Origin of the sequence: Carboxylicivirga sediminis (assembly GCF_018156225.1) — a bacterium.
In the GTDB taxonomy this organism is placed as follows: domain Bacteria; phylum Bacteroidota; class Bacteroidia; order Bacteroidales; family Marinilabiliaceae; genus Carboxylicivirga; species Carboxylicivirga sediminis.
The window spans coordinates 15,486-36,784 of record NZ_JAGTAR010000014.1; the positions used below are offsets into that span (position 1 = coordinate 15,486).

A 21,299-nucleotide genomic window follows, 5' to 3' on the forward strand; every position below is an offset into this window, starting at 1 on the left:
AAAAAGTATCAACTGACAATTTTATCCACAATGAAAAAGCTACTTTCCGTTTTTGTACTGGCACTTATTTTGGCTGCATGTCAAAAGCATCAACCCAAAGAAGTTGTTATAGATCGCAGTAACTATCCCAATGTATTAGACTTAGCCGGCACTGTTAAACTCCCGCAGGAAGATAATGTGTCATCATTTTCTGACAAGGGCACCTGGCATTCATTTAGTTTAATTGAAGACGACAAGCTCGAGATGATCGGAAGTTTTGTGGGGCCCTACCTCATGCGTCAGCAACGTAGCTTTTGGCTGAGCCCATCGCTGATAGGACTTCAGATCAAGGATGTGCAGGCGAATAAGTTTATCGATTTGAGCGCCTCTCAAAAGGTTCAAAATACATTTTATCCTGGTATACTTCAGCAATCATTTGCCATAGGCGAACTGGAGATCAGCTTATCGCTGTTGAATACCAATGAACGCACCACCATTGTAACAGCAGATATTATCAATAATGGCGAAACGAAAGAACTGCAATTTGGTTGGAAGGGTGAAGTATTTGCTGTGATGAATAATGGAATGAGTCAGCATGATAACAGAGTACTCATAAATATTCAGGAAGACGAAAATGCGCAACTTGTTTTTAAAGACAGCAATATAACCTTGACTGATAGCTGTTATTCATACCTTGAGGCAGCTGTAAGCATGAAGCCAAAACAAAAAGCAACTGTTACGACTGCTTTCACTTACACCTTTAAACAGGAAGAGTTAGACCAATACGCTGCAGAAGCTCTAAAAACAATAGATAATGTTAATCCTGCTATAGAGCAAAACGAGCAGCGCTGGAACGCCTATCTAAAGACCTTACTAAAAGGATCTGACAAAGCATTGCTCGATGTGAATAAGTACGATAAACTGGCTGTAAAATCGTTGCTCACGCTGGTGCATAACTGGAGAAGTGCAGCAGGCGATATCTATCACCAGGGAATTGTACCATCCTATGCAGCTAGTTATTTTCAGGGCTTATGGGCCTGGGATTCGTGGAAGCATGCTGTTGCCATTGCTCCTTTCGAAGGTGAGCTGGCCAAGGACCAGATTCGTGCCATGTATGATTATCAAAACGAAGAGGGCATGATTGCCGACTGTTTCTTTCGTGATTTGAATATCGAAGGTATCAACTGGCGCAATACCAAAGCTCCTTTATCGGCATGGTGTATCTATGAAGTGTATGAGCAAACACAAGATCTGGAGTTTCTTAAGGAACTATATCCTAAGTTGCTGAAGTACCATGAGTGGTGGTATATTAACCGCGACCATGACCAGAATGGACTTTGTGAATATGGTTCAACAGATGGGACGCGTATTGCGGCAGCCTGGGAAAGTGGCATGGACAATGCCGTACGTTTTGATGATGCCATCATCATGGAGAACAAGCCGGGGGCCTACTCACTTAATCAGGAATCGGTGGACCTGAATGCCTATCTGGCGCAAGAGAAAAGATATATTCAACAGATTGCCGGCATCCTAAAGGATGATGAAACAGCTGAAAAATATGCCCGGGAAGCAGAGCAACTGAGCAATCAGATTCAGGAGGCGATGTACTGTTCCGAAGATGGTTTCTATTACGATGTGGAGATAAAAAGCCAGGAGAAAATTCGGATACAGGGACCCGAAGGCTGGGCTCCGCTTTACAATGAAGTGGCTACACCTGAGCAGGCTCAACAAATTAAAGAAGTTATAATGGATAAGGAGCGTTTTAATACGCCAATGCCATTCCCGACTCTGAGCGCTGCACACGAAAAGTTCAATCCTGAAAAAGGTTACTGGCGTGGACCAGTATGGCTCGATCAGGCCTATTTTGCCATTGTAGGATTAAACAATTATGGCTTTGAAGCTGAAGCCCGCCAAATGGCTCAGAAGATGGTTGAAAGCGCCAACGGATTGGCATTCACACAGGAGCCAATTCGTGAAAACTATCATCCAATAACTAAGGAAGGGCTCAATGCCGAGCATTTTAGCTGGAGTGCTGCCCACATTTTGATGTTGTTCTAGATTATTAACAGACACAATTTTTAAACGATGACTCGATTTCTATCCGTAATATTTTTACTGACACTGGTTCAGTTTATTGATGCTCAGAAACTACAGGATTGGGAAGACCCGAATGTTTTTGCGATTAATATGCTGGCACCACATGCCATATTTTATGTGTTCGATAAGCCAGAGGACGCCAAGGCGATTGCCTGGCAACAGTCCGATCGCTATCAATCGTTAAATGGTACCTGGAAGTTCCGCTGGTCGGTGGCTCCTCCCAAGCGACCCAAAAACTTCTACCAACCCAATTACGATGTGAGTAACTGGGACGAAATAAAAGTGCCTGCTAATATTGAGTTGCAAGGATACTCTGCGCCAATATATACCGATGTGCCTTATCCGTTTGAGCCCAATCCTCCGTTTGTGCCAATTGATCACAATCCGGTAGGTTCCTATAAGCGTAAGTTCACGGTGCCACAAAGTTGGGATGGACAACAAATAATTATCCATTTTGGTGCTGTTAATTCGGCGATGTATTTGTGGGTGAATGGTCAGAAAGTTGGCTATGGCGAAGGTTCAAAAACACCGATGGAATTTGATATTACCAAATACTTGCAGGCAGGAGAAAATGATTTAGCTGTAGAGTTGTATCGTTTCTGTAGTGGTTCTTATCTCGAAGATCAGGATATGTGGAAGATGAGCGGTATTGAACGTGATGTGTACCTGGTGGCGCGAACACCGAACCATATGCGCGATTTTTTTGTGCATGCCGGGCTCACGAAAAACTATACCGATGGTACTTTGAGTGTTGATATCGAATTGCAGCGTGCAGATAAGGAAAAGTTGATGTTGGGTATGGAATTGTTTGATGACGATGTGTTAATTGCTGATGCCAAAAGCACGATCAAAGGTTCACAAACACAACTTCAGCTGGTATTACCACAGGGTATATCTAATGTAAAAAAGTGGACAGCCGAAACACCGAACCTTTACAGTCTGCGTCTGACTTTATACGATAGTAAAAAGAATGTATTGGAATCGACGGTGCGACGCATTGGTTTCAGAACATCCGAAATTATCAACCGTCAGTTGCTCATCAACGGGCAACCAGTTACCATCATGGGCGTTAATCGTCACGAACACCATGCTGTGAATGGTAATGTGCTGACCGAAGAAGATATGATTAAGGACATCCGCTTGATGCAGGAGCACAATATTAATGCTGTGCGGGCATCGCACTATCCTAATATGGCTCGCTGGTATGAGCTATGTGATGAATACGGCATGTATGTGGTGGATGAAGCCAATATAGAGTCGCACGGCATGGGTTATGGCGAAGAGTCATTAGCTAAAGATACTGCCTGGCTGGCAACCCATTTGAATCGCACTCAAAGAATGCTGGAGCGCACAAAAAACCATCCCAGCATTATTACTTGGTCGTTAGGAAATGAGGCCGGCGATGGTATCAATTTTGAGAAAACGTATGAATGGATCAAGTCGCGCGATGTATCACGTCCGGTGCAATATGAGCAGGCGCGTTCAAAAGACCATACCGACATTACGGCCCCAATGTATGCAACTATAGACTGGATGCGTGAGTACATTGAAGGCGAATATAAGAAACCATATATCCTGTGTGAATATGCGCATGCAATGGGTAACTCGGTAGGTAACCTGCAAGGCTATTGGGATCTAATTGATAGTGAACCTAGCTTGCAAGGTGGATTTATATGGGATTGGGCCGATCAAACCTTTACAGTTAAAGACCATGAGGGTAAGCCTTACTACGCTTATGGTGGTGATTTGGGCTACGTTGGCATCAGCAACGATTCATCTTTCTGTGCCAATGGACTGGTGACGAGCGATCGCCTGCCTAATCCCCACATCTATGAGGTTAAAAAGGTGTATCAGCCATTAAAGGTGCTGGAAGTGGATGCATCCAAGGGTGAATATAAGCTGTGGAATCGTTTCAATTTTGTGGGTACTGATGATTATGAGTTGAGCTATGCTATCAGCTACTACGGTACAGTGCTACAAACCAAAGTGATTGAGATGCCAAAGGTAGCTCCGCAGGATACGATGGCTTTCAGCGTTAACTATGGAGAGCTTGATGGACAAGTAGGTGGTGAGTACCTGGTGACCTTTCATATCCGCCGGAAGAATTCAACACAGCTCTTAGCCAAAGGGCACGAAACAGGTTGGGATCAGTTCGTGATTAGGTCGTTTGATAGAAGTGAAGCGATTACCTCAAAGAGCAGCTATAAAGTAAAGGAAACAAGCAAGCAGATCAGCGTTGCTAATAAAACGACCAGGCTGGTATTTGACAAGCAGAGCGGCGAATTATCAACGTGGGAAAACAATGGTCTATCATTGTTAGAAGCACCCCTTCAACCCAACTTCTGGCGCTCACCTACCGAGAATGATTTGGCTTGGGGCATGAATATCAAATGTGGTGCCTGGAGAGATGTATCGTGGAAGGCTGTTGAAACAAAAGTGAATAAGCAAGATAATCGGGTAGAGGTGCTTATCAAACAAGCATTGAGTCAGGACAACTCCTTTGTAACCACGCGATATGAGCTGTATGAAAACGGTGATGTCAATGTGTCTGTTGATTATAACATTAACGACACACTGCCCGAATTACCAAGGGTTGGTTTAGCCTTTAAAATGGCAGCTGAATTCGACAACATGCAATGGTATGGCCGTGGTCCGCTCGAAAGCTATGCCGACCGGAAGACTGGCATGCCGAAAGGACTTTATCAGGGCAAAGTGTGGGAGCAGTACTATCCATACGTGCGTCCTCAGGAAACAGGCCTTAAAGAAGATGTTAACTGGCTGACTTTAACAAATGAAGCTGGCAATGGTATCCTGATTGTAGCCGAAGGTTCATTGGCATTTAATGCACAGCAATTCGATTTTGCTGATCTGGAGCACAATGGCCAGCGACAAATGGCGCACGGCACCGACATTGAGCCGGGCGAAACCATTTCTGTTTGCCTTGATCACAAACATATGGGTGTAGGTGGTGACACTACCTGGGGCTGGCGTGCGCAGGCACATCCACAGTATCGGGTACCTGCTGGTCAATACAGCTTTAGTTTCCGATTGAGTCCGGTGAAACTTAGCGAGGTAAATAATAAAGTGAAATATACATATAACAAATAAGCGATTGAGATAAATGGAAACCTTATTGTTTTTGTGCGGAGGAGTGCTGCTTGGTTATCTGTTCCGAAAGAGGAAAGAGCTGCGGGCAGGGGTTGAGAAAAGCATCACTGTTATGATATGGCTGCTCCTATTGTTTTTGGGTATTGCCATTGGAGCTAATCAACAGGTAATAGAGAATATCCATGTGATTGGCACTAAAGCCATGGTGTTAACATTTGGTGGCATTGCCGGCAGCATTGCTTGTTCATATTTCGTTTATCGTAAATTTTTTAAAGCATGAAGGGAACACTCATCACCTTGTTGTTTTTTGTTGGAGGTTGTTTTATCTCAATCTATGGTTTGACACCGCAGGCATTGTTGGAAAATGATTTGAGTACTTATGCCTTGTATGCTCTCATGGCCTTGGTTGGTGTCAGTCTGGGCATGGACGAGTCGTCTATCAATATCCTTAAGAAGGCCAACCTGGGCTTACTGCTAGTACCCATTTCAATTGGAGTGGGGAGCATTATCGGGTCAGGACTGGCATACTTCTTAATAGCCGAATCGTTTGTCGAAGGCATGGCTGTAGGTGCAGGCTTTGGCTATTACAGTTTATCGAGTGTCATTATCTCAAGTACCTATGATACCATACTGGGGGTGATTGCTTTACTCTCTAATATTTCCAGAGAACTGTTGTCTCTGGTCTTGGCACCTTTATTAGTGAAGGCTTTTGGCAATATGGCACCAATTGCCAGTTCAGGTGCCACCTCAATGGATACCACCTTACCGGTTATTACGCGCTATTCGGGCAAAGAGTATGCAATTATTGCTTTGTTCAGCGGCATCGTTCTAACCGTGCTGGTGCCATTGTTAATACCGCTAATTCTATAAGTAAAAATCCATATTACTAAGCTAATAGATTAGTTGCAAACCAAATCTATCCCAACTAATCGATCAAATCAAATGAAAAGTAATTAGAGGCTGTCAGGCATCTGAATCAGGATGCCTTGTGCCAATATATTGCTAAATCCATTGTCGTACTAATTAATTATTACAAATGAAAAAGTTATTTATGAGGATGTCGGGTAGAAGCTTAAAAAGCTTTGTGCTGATGGCACTTTTGTTGGGCTTATCAGCAGTATCCTATGCACAATCACTGAAAACAGTCTCGGGTACTGTAACCGATGAAACAGGTTACGGAACGCCTGGCGTAAACGTGGTTATTAAAGGAACCAGCGGGGGAACAGTGACTGATTTCGACGGGAAGTTTTCAATTACAGCATCGGAAGGTGATGTGCTCGAGTTTCGTTTTATCGGCTATTTATCTCAGGAAGTGGCGGTGACAGCTCAGACTCAGGACTTGAGTATTCGCCTGCAACCCAATAACGAGCAACTTGATGAGGTAGTTGTGGTTGGCTACGGTGTTCAGAAAAAGAGTGATTTGTCCAGTGCCGTTTCAACTGTAAAAGCTGAAGAAGCCAATAAGATTGCTGCAGCATCACCCGGGCAGATGATTCAAGGTCGTTCGGCAGGTGTGTCGGTGGTAAACGGAGGAGCCCCAGGTTCGTCTCCTTATATCAAAATTCGTGGAATGTCGTCGTTTGGCGACGTGCAGCCATTGTATGTGATCGATGGTATTCCTGGTGGCGACCTGTCGATGATTAACCCTGATGATATTGCTTCTTTTGAAATTTTGAAGGATGGTGCTGCAGCCGCTATCTACGGTTCATTAGCAGCTAATGGTGTTATTTTGGTGACTACTAAGTCGGGAAAAAAAGACCAGCCTGCTAAAATTGACTTCAGCATGTACACAGGGGTGCAGAGTGCTACCAATAAGTTGCCGATGGCCAATGCTGCCGAGTGGCATTCAATTATGGATCAGGCCTACACCAATTCGGTAAACGATGGCTCATTAAGCAATGACCAAAAACCTGCTTACCTGCAGCCAGGTTCGGGTTTTGACCTGAATAACTATGCCGACACCGATTGGCAGGATGAAACCATCAAAACTGGTGTTATTCAAAACTACTCGTTAGGCATCAGTGGTGGTGGAGAGTCGTCAAATTATAACTTCTCGACCAACTATTTCAACCAGGAAGGGGTTGTGATCAATACCGGAACAGAGCGTTATAACTTCCGCTTTAAGTCGATGTTTGAGAAGGGTAATCTAAAAGTGATGCCTAACATCATGTACACCCACACAGTAACTGATAACAACACCATGTGGATGGCCAATATGCAAAAGTCATCGCCACTGGTATCGGTGCGTGACGAATCAAAGGAGTCAGGTTATGGCTACCTTAACGAGTATGGCATTCGCACAGGAGCAAATCCTGTAGGTCAATCGGAACTGATCAATTCAGAAACTACAAAAGATCAGCTGCAGGCTAACCTTGGCTTGAATTACCAGTTTACTAAAAGCTTCTTTGCAGCCGGTAACCTGGGATACACCAAAACATTTTATAAGGATCGCTACTATTCACCAGCCTATGTGTTGGCGTCGGATACGCAGCGCGAAGATCCTTATTTGAAAGAGTACCGTGCCGACTGGTCGGACCTGAACTATGACTTTACCCTGAACTACATGACGACTGTTGATAAGCACAGCTTCTCGGCCATGGCTGGTATTGTTGGGTATCGCTACGACTATCAGAATGTAAGTATGGAAGTAACCGGTGGTGCCATGTTCCCCGATTTTGGGGGTCTTGAGCCATCATTTGGCGGAATGGAGTCTGGTGATTTTATCGGAACAGGCGGTTTTAGCACGGTAACACGCTTTGGCTATATGTCGCGTTTAAATTATAGCTACGACGATCGTTACCTGTTACAGGCAACTGTGCGTGTCGATGGTTCTTCGAAGTTTGGTGCCGATAACCGCTGGGGAACTTTCCCATCTGTATCAGCTGCCTGGAAAATTAATAACGAGTCGTTTTTCAACGGCTTAACCGATATTTTCTCAGAACTGAAGCTACGTGCATCGTACGGTGTGTTAGGTCGTGAAACCACGTTAGGTGCCTATTCACGTCAGGCCCTTGTAAGCGGTGGCTGGTGGTACGTATTTAATGGTAAGCCAGTAGGTGGTAACGGTTCCTTTGAGATGGCCAACAATCAGCTGGCCTGGGAAGAGTCAAAAACCACTAACATTGGTTTAGACTTTGGCTTGTATCAGCACAAGATTTATGGTACCATTAACTATTACCAAAACAACTCTGAGTCCTTATTGCTTGAGGAGCCTAATACACCTCCATCAAGCGGTGTGTCAGCGCCTATTGTAAACTTAGGAACTATCTCCAACAAGGGATTTGAGTTTGAGTTGGGCTATCGCGGTGCCATTGGCCAGCTTAAGTACGACCTGAAGGGTAACTTAACTACCATCAAAAACAAGGTTGAATCATTGGGTAACAGCGAAGGCATGCTGCCTGGCGATGACATTGCATGGTCGGGTTCATACACCTACTCTTCGGTAGGCGCAGCAGCTTCTCAGTTCTATATGTATAAAACAGGTGGCATCTTCCAGTCGCAGGAGCAGATCGATAACTATGTTGATAAAAATGGCAATAAGATACAGCCTAATGCCCGTCCTGGTGATGTTATCTATGTGGATGTAAACGGCGACGGCATCATCGACTCAAACGATATTTCTGAAGTGGGCTCACCATTGCCAACCCTTGAATATGGTTTAAATATTGCGTTAACCTACAAAGCATTTGACTTGTCAATGTTCTTCCAGGGTGTAACCGGTAATGATATTTTAAATGTGAACCGTTACGAGCTTGAAGCAGCTAACTCGGGTTACAATATTTCTAACCGTCTGACCAATGCCTGGACACCGGATAATACCAATACCGATGTGCCACGAAATGTTATTGTTGATAACAATAACAACTACATGATGTCTGACCGCTACCTTGAAGATGGCTCGTATTTCCGTATGAAAAATATCCAGATTGGTTATACGCTGCCTCAGACTTTTGCGCAGAAGATACGAGTGGATAACCTGCGGGTGTACCTGAACGCCGATAACGTGTTTACCATTACCAACTACACAGGCTATGATCCTGAAGTAATTCCGGTTAATGCGTTAACACAGGGTGTTGACCATGGTAACTACCCTATGTACAGAACATTCACAGCGGGTGTACAGATTTCATTCTAATCATTATTTAAACTAATGGCATATGCAACAAGCAGGTAAATGCTAATAATATCGATGTACGCGTGTACGCGATTAGACTTTACCAATGAGTTCCATTTGTCCAATGAAAGTAATATTTAAACACATGAAAAATATAGCATTATATATCATACTTTTTGCATCGTCACTGATGATGGTGTCGTGCGAAGATTACCTGACACAGGAGTCACCCGATAAGCCAACCACCGATCAGGTTTGGGTGAGTTATGAAGCGGCCGAAAGCTATCTGGTTTCTGCCTATTCATACTTGGCACCTACCGGATGGCGCTACCACGAGTACTATTACCTGCCTCAAAACTTCAGAGGTGATGATATGTTTCCTGAGGGAGGTACAACATCCTGGTCATATTTGGGTCGTATCGTTGGCTTTAACAACACGGCGGCTGATGGTGTGCCGGCTTATATGTGGAGAAACTGGTACAAAGGCGTAAAGCTGGCCAATGATGTGATTGCCAATGTGCCCAATATGGATATGCTTACTCAAGAGCAGCGTGACGAACTGGTGGCTGAAGCAAAATTCCTGCGCGGCTTCTATTTCCTGAATCTGCAGATGAATTTCCACTCGATTATTATGCCGCTTGAGGTGGCCACTTCGCCTGCCGATTTGCAGATTCCTGTAACTCCGGTTGAAGGGGTATATGCACAGGTAGAAGAGGATCTAACCTTTGCAGCCAAGCATTTGCCGGCCAGCTGGTCTGATGATAACTACGGACGTGCCACCAGCAATGCAGCTTATGCTTTTCTGGGTAAAACCTATTTATTTGCTGAGCAATACCTGGATGCTATTGATGCATTTGCCGAAATTAAAGGGCATGATTTGGTGAGCGGAGAGGATTACCGTGGTCTTTTTGATGGCACTAATGAACAAAACGAAGAGGTATTGTTCTCAAGAGGCTATACCGCCGACCAGATGGACATCCTATACCTTTATCATCAGCTCGGAGTAGCCATGGCGCCAGCAGAGCTAAATGGAGGATGGTTTATGGCCAGCATCTCTGATTATTTTATGAGCCAACTCGAAGATGGTGATATCCGCAAAGCAGCTACAGTATTGCAGGATGGTGAAACTTTTGATGGTGAGGTGATCCATTTTGATGATCCAGACTTTAAGATGAGCATTAAGTATGTGGAGTCGTTAAATGCCATTAGTACCAACCGTAGCGTGGTTGATTTAATACTGATGCGCTATGCCGATGTGGTATTGATGGAGGCCGAAGCATATTACGAACTGGGCAAAGATGGTGAGGCACTTGACAAGGTGAATGATATTCGCTTTAGAGCAGGCCTGGGTGATGTGAACTTGTCGGGTACCACCTTGCGCGATGAGATCAGAAAGCAGCGAATGATTGAGCTGGTGGGCGAAAACTCAAGGTACTATGATCTGGTACGCTGGGATATTGTTAAGGAACAGCTCAGCAATGCAGGTCAGCCTTTTGCTCAAAACTTTGAGACTAAACACAAGTTTTTCCCAATACCACTTGAAGAAGTACAGCGTAATAGCCAGGTTGAGCCTACACCTGGATTCTAATTATACAATACGCAGATAAATCTTGAATTTGCCCGGCACAACAAAGCGTGTGTCGGGCTTTTGTATGTAAAGTATTGGAATTTACTTATGGCTTTATCACCTTTGCATGGTAAAAACTATCATTATGCGATTATTTTATATATTAAGTATTGCGTTTATCGCTATCGCCTGCCAGCCACAAAAGGAGTATATCCGGACAGAGGGGCTTATTTTTGGCACCATCTACCACATGACCTACGAGGCTTCGGAAGACTTATCTGACACCATTCAAAGTACCTTAAATGCCTTCGATTGGTCCATGTCTACTTATAAAGAAGAGTCGGTTATCAGTAAAATTAACCAGAATGTGTCGGATGAAACCGATGCGTACTTTCGACAGGTTTTTCACTCAGCCAAAGAAATAACTGCCGCTACCGATGGGGCCTTTGATATGACAGTAGCTCCCCTGGTTAATCTATGGGGATTTGGTTTCTCCAAGAAAGATAGTGTTACGGAAGCTGCTATTGACTCCATCAGGCATTTTGTGGGCATGGATATGGTGCGTCTTGAAGGAACTCGCGTGGTAAAAGATAAGCCTGAGATAATGCTCGATGGCAGTGCTATTGCCAAAGGCTTTGCGGTGGATGTTATTGCCGATTTGCTAGAGGCACATGACGTTGTTAACTACATGGTGGAGATTGGTGGAGAAATGCGGGTGAAAGGGCATAATCCAAATGCCGTCAACTGGCGTGTGGGCATTGATAAACCCATTGACGATCCTGAAGTGCATAACCGCCAACTGCAGGAGGTGATCAGTATCACGAATATTGCATTGGCTTCGTCAGGCAATTACCGCAATTTTTACATCAAAGGTGGTAAGAAGTATGCCCATACCATCAGCCCTTATACGGGTTACCCCGTAAGTCATAGTTTATTGGGGGTATCAGTGCTGGCAAAAGACTGCATGACAGCGGATGCCTATGCAACAGCCTTTATGGTATTGGGTTACGAAAAGAGTATAAAGATTGTGGAGGCCAATGCCGATTTAGAAGCTTATTTTATCCTGGATGACCATCAGGATGACTACACTATCAAAATGTCAGAAGGTTTTTCAAAGTTCATTATTGACAAGCCCTGATTCACGGCTTAACTTGCATCTTCAAATGAGAAAACTTACAGTATTTGTTAACCAAATAAATCAATTGACTCATGAGGAAGATGGCCATTGTGTTCGGTGGACTTTTATTGGTCGCCTTGTTTAACAGTTGTGAAAAAGGAGCTGATGACTCCCCTTCAAAAACCGAATTATTAAACCTTAAAGAAGCCTTGGATGTATCGGCTCAACAAGTAGATGATGCCGTAAATGCCATTGAGCAGTCAGCAGCCTATGGCTTATTTCAGCAGGGAGCTCAGCTAAAGGAAGAAGGGGGAGGTGATGCCCCGGCTCTTAATATTTACCTCAATGACCTAATGGGTGTTTACGCCTATGATCCGGTTGAAGATGTTGAAGATTCAGAAGGGAGTGGTAAAACCACCAGTGGGCATTGCAAATCATATTTTAAGCGGATAGATGATAGTGAGTGGTTTGTGATACTTTTACCACACGAAAAAGTACTAAAGCCCCATGATTTGTTTGATTTCGATCCTGAGGATGTCATCACTAACAATTTTAAAATCACGACCACACAATTTTTATTTGAGGTTGATCAAAGCATGAAGGGGCACAACTACCAGCTGGCTTCCCGTTTTGATTTGGAGGATGAATATGCCGGCGAACTTTGGGTGGAGGAAACGCGTGAGGGGTTCATTAAATCGAAAATATATTCAAAGTTTGGCTTTACCGATGAGTATTTTATCAGCATCATGGCGCAGTTTAACGATACCATTAAACTCAGCTACAGCCTCGAGAATGCCGAACAGGAAATACTATTCAATGAAACAATGGTCTTTATCCCATTTGATGCATCAGAGGAGCTAGCATTGCAATTCGTTTATGAGATGCTGATTGGTGATATTAAGATTGTAAGAACCTTGAATGATGAGCAGCAAATTGTGTATGCGGTGTATAAGGGAGATGAGTTACAGGAGGATGCACTGGTGGAAGTGATTATGCCCAATGGTGAATCGTTAAGCAGCATTAACAGCCTGTTTATGCACATGAGTAAAGATATACGCATTACGTTTAATGATGAATCAGAGGTATTGCTCTCCGAATTAATCGGCGATAACCAGGAAGTCCTTTCTAATCTGTTTGAACAGATGAAAGAACTCTACCTTTCGAAAATGATTGTTGATAAACTGGCATGGCAAATCTACAGAGAACAGGATTGTGAAGTGGAAGAAAAAATGAGATAATGGTGTGGGTTTGGGTGTGAATGTGAATGAAAAAAGAGGTTTTCTGTGAGTGGGAAAACCTCTTTTTAAGCATTAACAAGTGTGCAGTGTATTTGTGACTAAGAGGATCGCATCTATATATGCAAGGTGTAGTTATAGATGCGATCCTGTGTCATACCTATGAATATTCCAGATGCTTATGACGAGTTTAATCCTCCTTTATCTCTTTCTTATTTAAAAACTCCAGGTTCCATATTTTCTCGGCATTCCTGCCAATTAGCCAGAAGGTAAACCCCAGTATCAGGAAGAAGATGGTTTTATGTGTGGCATCCCAGAAATACTCGAAGAATTTGGTGTATAGATTGATGAACAAAAAGGTGATGCCAAAGCTTCGACTGGTGTAATCGTCGAATTTAAGCCCATAGGCAATGGCCGCAATGGCAAACAGGCCAAAGATAAGACCCCAACCAAATAGGCTTATCTGTTTAATTTGCTCCCACTCATCCCAATCGCCGTAATTGCCAAAGATGGACAGTATCCATAGCGCAATAAATAAATACAGCAGACCAAGTGTGTAGGTCGATTTCTGAAAAGGTCTCAGTGGCTTAAATCTGCTAAATACAAAGCTTAGAGCAGTTAATGCCAGACCAAATACCACAAAGCGCAGGGGGTAATTCATGCCCAGGTAATAGGCCCCCCAACCCGATATATAGCCGGTTTCGGTGCCAAACCAGGCACCCAGCGACAGAATGGCAAACACCCACACGAGCTTTGAGGGAAATAGCAGGCCAATGCACCCGTATACGATGGTGGCAATCAGAAATAGGACGGAGAAATGACCATCGCCACTATCCAGCGCTTTGCCCAGGTAGGCAATAGCTGTGGCAGTAGATAGTATGCCAATCATCACAATAAATTCGTTGCTAAACACCTTTTGGGGATGTCTCTTTTGGCGCATAAAAGCCCATAGGTAAAGCATAGAAGCAATGGCCGCAAATGACAGGCACAGCACTACATCTGATGAGGTGAAAAAGCGCTCTATCAGCTCCATCAGCAACTCGTCGGCCACCAGAGCACTAAAAGATATGATGACGCAAACAATGGAAATCCAAAAAGAATAGATCGCCAACTTTTTCCATTCAAAGCGGCGCGTTTCCACCGAGCCGCTTAGGCTGGCCCTGGTGGCGTCATCAATTATATCTGATGCATGCCAATGCTCAATCGCCTCATTGATAACTTTTCCTTGCTTTTTGCTAACGCTTAGTTTCATAGTGCTGGGTTTTGAGGGCGCTTAGTGGTGCCTGTTCCGCAATTTAGATGTTTTGTATTAACTTATTTCTCTCAACGAGATTTTATAGAGTATCTGATAGCTCAAACAACTTCACCGGCTTTCGCCCTTTAAAACTAACAAAAATACCATACAATATATTAGAAACAGAAAGTGAATGGTAACATAATGAATGTGTAGTGCCATCTGAAAAGTCAATGATGCTTAGTCAGGATAAGGGCTGAGGTGGAGCTTATTTGGTAAATGACTAATTATAGCTATGTATTGCAATACTAATCTTTAAAATAAATTAGGGCTTTGTGATACTGCGGGATTTAATTCCATTGCGCAGTGCTTAGCTAAGAAGTATAGGAGTTAATGTTCGATTTTATATTCATCAGTATTTCTAATTACATAAAAAAGTATATCTTGTGTGACATTAACCATTGTTACCATACCATGAAACCCTTAACCCAAACAGCTAAACAAGCTATTTTAGCTATCGAAAAGTTCCCCGTTCGTGCCTTACAAAACTCACTATCCGTTTTAATTCATCCAAGGTCATTTGGCCAATCCCTTCTGCTGTCAGGTGGCGTGGGTGAATACGCAAAGCTTCCTTTTTCAGAAAAACATGCTTTGCGTGTTTACGCAAAGATTCGTTTTTACAAAAATTAACATTTGCGGATTTACGCAAGGCTTCCTTTTTCCAAAAGATGGCCATGCGGGTTTACGCAAAGCGAATTTTTTTGCCTGGGCAGACTTTGCGTGTTTACGCAAGCATTTTTCAACCATGTAATAACCTTTTATCAGTATAACTTTAAAATCAATGTTATGAGAAGAATAACTAAAATTGTAAGCGATATCCGAATCGCTGAAATCGCCAATCTGGGCGACAATCTTCTGAAAGAGTTGGCCGAACTGACGCCTGAAGATGCGCATTTAAAGGCCATACAAACAGAAGTGGAACAAAATAACAGCCGGCTGGTAATAGCCATTAACAGAGACATGGCAGAGTCGGAGTTGGAAGAGTTGGATGCACGGCGCGATAGCACCTATCGCTCATTGGCCTACCTGAATAAAGGGTACCTGCACCACCCAGATGCACCGGTGTCGGAAGCGGCAGCGCAGGTGGAGCGTATACTTGAGAAATATGGTTTTGATATGATTAATGCCAATTACGGCGCTGAGTCTGCCTATCTCGAATCGCTTTTTAATGACATGGGCAGTATTGAGATTGCGCCTGCACTGGAGCTGTTGCCCGGCGAAATTGCCCTGCTCACAAGGTTAAAGGATGAGCAGAGTCGATTTAAAGTGGCCGAGCAGCGCTTTTATAATGCGCAATCGCAAGACAAGCAAGCTGATAGTGCTACGCAAGTCAAGCGTGAGCTACTCAAACTCATTAACAATAAACTAGTGGTGTATTTACGCGCCATGATGCAGGTGAATCCACAGCCATATGACGATTTGTGTGCCAAAGTTGCCTTGCTTATTGACAAAGCCAATAGCCTGGTGAAACGGCGACGTAGCACCGAAGAGCTGCAAACCAAAAGCAATTAAACCAAGCAATAACTGATAAGAGATTTCAAAGGGTGCCGTGCATGGTGCCCTTTTCCTTTCGCTGCCAGGTATGAAATAGGTTTAAAGCTGAGCAAAATAGTTACTAATGCTCTTATGAATCTGTGTTTTTATCCTGCTAATGAGGCTAATTGAAATGCTATCTAAGTGCAGGTCTTAGCAACTTGTTGTCTGGCTTTCGTATTCGCCATCCAGCTTAAGCGGCTTAATATTAAAGGCTTCTTTACGTGCCAGCTTATCTTGTGTAGTGGCGCAATAAATACCTTTGTCATTCAGCGCTTTGTTTCCACCAATGTGCGTATTAGGAAACTTACCATTCTTTTGCAGTAAAATCCGAATGGACATCAACACAAACACAATTCCCATCAATACAACACTCAATAATAAAACCGGCCACATAATCTATCAGTTTAAATTCGGCACAAAAGTACTAAAATTTGCTATTAACCAAACAAACGACCTCGTTCATATGTTTGATAGTTGCCCAATAAAAAATCAACATTCTTGCTAGATTTGTGATCAGCAACTAAAAAACAGTAAAAATCATTTATATGTCTGTAGAAGGAAGTGAACTCAGCTTCGCTGAGTTTAAGAAAGAAGTGATTACCGACTATAAGATAGCCTGTGTGAGCCGCAATATGAGTTTATTGGCTCGTAAGGAAGTGCTTGGAGGAAAGGCAAAATTCGGAATTTTTGGCGATGGCAAAGAGATCCCCCAGATTGCTATGGCCAAACAATATAAAAATGGCGACTGGCGCTCGGGATATTACCGCGATCAGACTTTTGTGCTGGCGGCGGGTATGATTACACCCAAGGAGTTTTTTGCACAGTTATACGGAGAAACACGAACCGAATTAAACCCGGATAATGGGGGACGTTCGTTTAATAACCATTTTGGCACAAGGCTAATTGATGAGGATGGCAACTGGAAGAGCCAAACTGCTATGAAATGTACCTCGTCTGATATATCACCAACGGCCGGTCAAATGCCTCGTTTGGTAGGACTGGCCATGGCCTCAAAATTATACCGTAATAATCCGGCTCTCAAGCAATTTGATCAATTCAGTATCAATGGTAATGAGGTGGCTTTTGGTACTATTGGTGATGCCAGTACATCCGAAGGACACTTTTTTGAAACGCTTAATGCGGCAAGCGTGCTGCAGATTCCAATGGCTGTGTCTGTATGGGACGATGGCTATGGCATATCGGTTCCTAAAAAGATGCAAACAACCAAGGAAAGCATCAGCAAGGCATTGAAAGGCTTTGAGAAAGGACCAAAGGACCAAACCGGGATGCTTATTTATACGGCCAAAGGATGGGATTATGCAGGCTTATGTCAAATGTACGAGGAGGGTATTAAGCGATGCCGCGAAGAGCATGTGCCCGTTTTGTTTCATGTGGAAGAGCTGACACAGCCTGTTGGCCATTCAACTAGTGGTTCGCATGAGCGCTATAAAACGCCCGAACGCCTGCAATGGGAAAAAGAATATGATGGCCTGGTGCAAATGCGCCAGTGGGTGGTCAAAAGTAATCTGGCTACAGATGAAGAGCTGGATGGTATAGAGCAGGACGCGCTTACAGAAGTGAAAGCGGCTCAAAAGGAAGCCTTTAAAGAGCTAATGGACGCTTTTAAGGCGGAGAGAAAAGAGCTGTTGGATATCATTACACAGAAAACTTGTATTTGTAGTGAGATAAAGCAGGATAAAATTGATGGTATTGTGGCTGGTTTGCAGTCCAGCCTTTCGCTTAACCGTAAAGAGATACTGAGTGCTGCCCGTAAGGTGTTGCGTCACTACTGCTCGGCCTGCGAAAAACCCAATAGCATGAAATCGCAGTTGAAAGCATGGGTGAAAAAGTACTTTGATGAAGGCCACGAAAATTACAGTAAATGGCTATACAGTGAGGACGATTACTCAGCTCTTAAAGTAGCATCTGTTGCACCGGCATATGCTGATGATGCACCAAGTGTTCCGGGTCGCGAGATTCTGAGGGACAACTTTGACCACATCTTTGGAAATAACCCTAAAGTGGTAACCTTTGGTGAGGATACAGGATTTTTAGGTGGAGTGAATCAGACCCTGGAAGGTATGCAGGCTAAATACAGTGACTGGCGCGTGCGCGACACTGGTATTCGGGAGACAACCATATTGGGTAAGGGTATCGGATTAGCATTACGCGGATTACGCCCCATTGCCGAAATTCAGTATTTCGATTACCTCTTGTATGCTTTGCAAACCATGAGTGACGATCTGGCAACCACTCGCTACCGTACTAAAAATGGGCAAAAAGCACCGTTGATTGTGCGTACCCGTGGGCACCGCCTCGAAGGTATCTGGCACAGCGGTTCTCCATTAAGCATGGTGATTAATTCTATCCGCGGGGTTTATGTATGTGTGCCACGTGATATGACACGGGCAGCAGGCTTTTATAATACACTTCTGTCAGCCGATGATCCGGCACTGGTCATTGAACCGCTTAATGGTTATCGACTGCGCGAGAAGCAGCCGTCTAATATTGGAGAGTTCAAGGTGCCGCTGGGCGTGCCTGAAATCATTCACGAAGGAACTGATGTGACTTTAGTGACCTATGGCTCATGTGTGCGTATTGCTGAGGATGCGGTAAGGCAACTGGCTGATATTGGTGTTTCTGTAGAGTTGGTTGATGTACAAACCTTACTGCCTTTTGATGTTAATAAAGTCATTGCTGAATCCTTAAAGAAGACCAATCGTGTGGTTTTCTTCGACGAAGATGTACCAGGAGGGGCAACAGCTTATATGATGCATAAAGTGGTGGAAGAGCATGGTGGTTTTTATCACCTCGATGCAGCTCCTAAAACAGTAACGGCTAAAGATCATCGTCCGGCTTATGGTACAGATGGTGATTACTTTAGTAATCCCAATGCAGAGGATGTTTACGAAGCTATTTATGCCCTTATGGCAGAAAGCGATCCCAAACGTTTCCCGGCTATTTATTAAAACAAATATAGTCTATCAGCTAAAAGCCTGGGCTTGATATAAGAATATATCGGCCCAGGCTTTTTTTATTCGGTTTACCAGTCTTCTTAAGAAGTCAGATAAGATAATATGTCTAAAACCCTATATCAGTTTTCCTTTTAAGCGAATAAATACAAATAGTATCCCTATCGCCAGCGCATAGGAGGCAATAACAGGAAAGCCAAAAGCTGAAGGCAGTGTTCCCATTATTAAGGCAATGCTGCCAACCACTAATGCGTAGGGCATTTGGGTTCGTACGTGGTGAATATGATGGCACGAACAGGCCAGAGAACTCAATATGGTTGTATCCGAAATAGGCGAGCAATGATCACCTAATACCGAACCAGCCAGCACGCTGGATACAGCGTTGTAAAACAGTGGTAGTATCGCCTCAGTATCCAGGCCTGCTTCCAAACCTATTTTCCATATGGCAGGCAGTATCAATGGATAAATGATGGCCATAGTTCCCCAGCTGGAGCCAGTGCTAAACGCAATGGCGGCTGAAAATACAAAGGTGAGAGCCGGTATAAATTCAGGGCTGATATTAATGCTGGTTAACAAACCGGTGATAAACTCTGCCGTGTGCAGGTGTTCAGTCAGTAATGCCAGTGACCAGGCCAGTGACAGTATTAAAATGGCATGAAACATGGTTTTAAAACCATTGATTAAGCCTTCGATGCTTTCCTTGAGGTTTAGAATGCGTTGCGACGTGGTTAACAGCAATGCTGCAAATACGCCTGCCAATGACGACCATATGAGTGCATTGAATACATCGGCATCGCCAATGGTTGTGGAGAGTTTACTGGTAAAACTTAAGTGGTCATTTCCCCATATGGCCGGGTTCCATCCGGTATAAATGAGTCCGGCTATGGTGCCAGCTACCACAATGAAAACCGGTATAACTGCATTAAACCAGCGGGGCTGAACATCCTCAGCTACTTCAAGCTCTTTCATTATCTGTGGCGAACGGCCCTTTTTCTCAGTTGATTCATGCGAGGCCATTTTTGCCTGTTTCTCGGCCTTCAGCATGGGACCAAAATCACGCCTTTGCCATATCAGCATGGGAACAAAGATGAGGGTTAGTATGGGGTAGAAAGAGTATTTTAATGATTGAAGAAAAACAGAATAGGCCGATGATGACAAGCCAACTTCGGCAATACCCTGTTGTATATAGCTTAGCTCAGCACCAATCCATGTGGTGATAAAAGCGATAGCTGCAATCGGTGCCGATGTGGAATCAACAATGTAAGCCAGTTTCTCGCGAGATATTTTCAGTTTGTCCGTCACGGGGCGCATTGTGTTACCTACCACCAACGTATTGGCGTAGTCGTCAAAAAATATCAGCATCCCCATGATGTAGGTGATAAACTGACCCGAGCGTCTGTTATTGGCATATTTTGATAGGATATTCACTATGCCTTTCATCCCGCCGTTGAGCGATATAAGTGTCACCATTCCGCCAATGAGCATACTAAAGATAATGATCGATAAGTGCTCGTGGCTGAGCAGGGCATGCATCAGGTAAGTGTCAATAATGGCAAAGGCCCCTTTAAAAATAGCCACAAAAAAGCCAATGCCCGAGTATTTATAGATAACGGAGGTGCCTATTAGCAAGCCTATGAAAAGGGAAGAAAATACTTCTTTGGTGATTAGCGCCATAACAATAGCGATCAATGGGGGAAGAATAGATAACCAGAGAGGAATAGGCGTAATGCGCTTACTTTCAATCCTGCTTTGTTGTATTAATTGAACTTCTGCCGCTTCGGTAAAAGTATATTCATGATACAGCCCCTCTTCATCAGACAGAATTTCACGTTTCACGCCGTCAATCATCAGGATGGGTTCCACAAAATCATCAGGATTGGCAGTCTGTATCCTTATAACTGTGGGTACATGCTTCATTATAGCCGGTGGAAGTTCGAGGTATGATTTTGGAACATCCTCAGCTTTAATGAGCGATAAAGGCCCCAGCAATATAAAAGTGATTAACAAAAGTCGGTTTGCAACTAGCTTTAACATCTTTGGAATTTTTAATTTAATAAAACTAAAAATTTGGGATCGGTAAGCTCAAAAGAATGAAATACTTCGGCTTATGAATCTGCAAAAATACATTTAAATGCTTGTATTCTCCTAAGATATGTATTAAATTGATATCAATGTCAAGTAAATGAAGCGGTTATATTTTTCCAACTTTTGGTAAACGGCCATATTTTATTGAGGAATGTTTCTTTTTTATCATGGGAGCTTCGATATAAAATAGTACAT

14 protein-coding genes are annotated in these 21,299 nt (G+C 43.6%); 11 read left to right on the plus strand and 3 right to left on the minus strand.

Translation table 11 applies throughout. From position 1 onward, the window contains the following. Window positions 1-30: 30 nt before the first annotated feature. From KDU71_RS10270 to KDU71_RS10305, 8 genes are all read left to right on the plus strand, one after another. Entirely contained in the window at window positions 31-2,037 is a 2,007-nt protein-coding gene (locus KDU71_RS10270) for an MGH1-like glycoside hydrolase domain-containing protein (protein WP_212190462.1), read from the plus strand. A gap of 27 nt (window positions 2,038-2,064) precedes the next feature. Then, entirely contained in the window at window positions 2,065-5,184 is a 3,120-nt protein-coding gene (locus KDU71_RS10275; protein WP_212190469.1) for a glycoside hydrolase family 2 TIM barrel-domain containing protein, read from the plus strand. 13 nt (window positions 5,185-5,197) lie between these two features. Beyond that, the gene (locus KDU71_RS10280) at window positions 5,198-5,464 is read left to right on the plus strand and encodes a LysO family transporter (RefSeq protein WP_212190471.1); all 267 of its coding nucleotides are present in this window, start codon (window positions 5,198-5,200) and stop codon (window positions 5,462-5,464) included. Then, entirely contained in the window at window positions 5,461-6,054 is a 594-nt protein-coding gene (locus KDU71_RS10285; RefSeq protein ID WP_212190473.1) for a lysine exporter LysO family protein, read from the plus strand. Before KDU71_RS10280 ends, KDU71_RS10285 begins: the two co-directional genes overlap by 4 nt. A 166-nt stretch (window positions 6,055-6,220) precedes the next feature. Next, window positions 6,221-9,319 carry a SusC/RagA family TonB-linked outer membrane protein gene (locus tag KDU71_RS10290; RefSeq protein WP_212190475.1) on the plus strand — a complete coding sequence of 1,033 codons (3,099 nt, stop codon included), beginning with the start codon at window positions 6,221-6,223 and terminating at the stop codon, window positions 9,317-9,319. A 124-nt stretch (window positions 9,320-9,443) separates the two neighbouring features. Then, a complete protein-coding gene (locus KDU71_RS10295) occupies window positions 9,444-10,886 on the plus strand; it encodes a RagB/SusD family nutrient uptake outer membrane protein (RefSeq protein WP_212190477.1) in 1,443 nt (480 codons plus the stop codon). 124 nt (window positions 10,887-11,010) lie between these two features. Beyond that, the gene (locus KDU71_RS10300; RefSeq protein WP_212190479.1) at window positions 11,011-12,003 is read left to right on the plus strand and encodes an FAD:protein FMN transferase; all 993 of its coding nucleotides are present in this window, start codon (window positions 11,011-11,013) and stop codon (window positions 12,001-12,003) included. A 71-nt stretch (window positions 12,004-12,074) separates the two neighbouring features. After that, entirely contained in the window at window positions 12,075-13,220 is a 1,146-nt protein-coding gene (locus tag KDU71_RS10305) for a hypothetical protein (RefSeq protein WP_212190481.1), read from the plus strand. A 187-nt stretch (window positions 13,221-13,407) separates the two neighbouring features. On the opposite strand, the gene KDU71_RS10310 is transcribed toward KDU71_RS10305, so the two are convergent. Further along, complete coding sequence (locus KDU71_RS10310; RefSeq protein ID WP_212190483.1) at window positions 13,408-14,469, minus strand: hypothetical protein; 1,062 nt, start codon at window positions 14,467-14,469, stop codon at window positions 13,408-13,410. A gap of 456 nt (window positions 14,470-14,925) precedes the next feature. On the opposite strand from KDU71_RS10310, the gene KDU71_RS10315 reads away from it, so the two are divergent. Next, window positions 14,926-15,141: a hypothetical protein gene (locus tag KDU71_RS10315; protein WP_212190484.1), complete on the plus strand. Its 216-nt coding sequence runs from the start codon at window positions 14,926-14,928 to the stop codon at window positions 15,139-15,141. 156 nt (window positions 15,142-15,297) lie between these two features. Further along, window positions 15,298-16,023, plus strand: coding sequence for a DUF6261 family protein (locus tag KDU71_RS10320; RefSeq protein ID WP_212190486.1), 726 nt, complete (start codon window positions 15,298-15,300; stop codon window positions 16,021-16,023). Between the two features lie 174 nt (window positions 16,024-16,197). Here the strand turns inward: KDU71_RS10320 and KDU71_RS10325 are convergent, their stop codons facing one another. Continuing rightward, window positions 16,198-16,440 (minus strand): hypothetical protein, encoded by a 243-nt coding sequence (locus KDU71_RS10325; RefSeq protein ID WP_244825053.1) that lies wholly within the window; start codon window positions 16,438-16,440, stop codon window positions 16,198-16,200. A gap of 152 nt (window positions 16,441-16,592) precedes the next feature. On the opposite strand from KDU71_RS10325, the gene KDU71_RS10330 reads away from it, so the two are divergent. Next, window positions 16,593-19,016, plus strand: a complete 2,424-nt coding sequence (locus KDU71_RS10330) for an alpha-ketoacid dehydrogenase subunit alpha/beta (RefSeq protein ID WP_212190492.1) — start codon at window positions 16,593-16,595, stop codon at window positions 19,014-19,016. Between the two features lie 120 nt (window positions 19,017-19,136). Here the strand turns inward: KDU71_RS10330 and KDU71_RS10335 are convergent, their stop codons facing one another. Beyond that, window positions 19,137-21,053 carry a Na+/H+ antiporter NhaC family protein gene (locus tag KDU71_RS10335; RefSeq protein ID WP_212190494.1) on the minus strand — a complete coding sequence of 639 codons (1,917 nt, stop codon included), beginning with the start codon at window positions 21,051-21,053 and terminating at the stop codon, window positions 19,137-19,139. Between the last annotated feature and the right edge of the window lie 246 nt (window positions 21,054-21,299).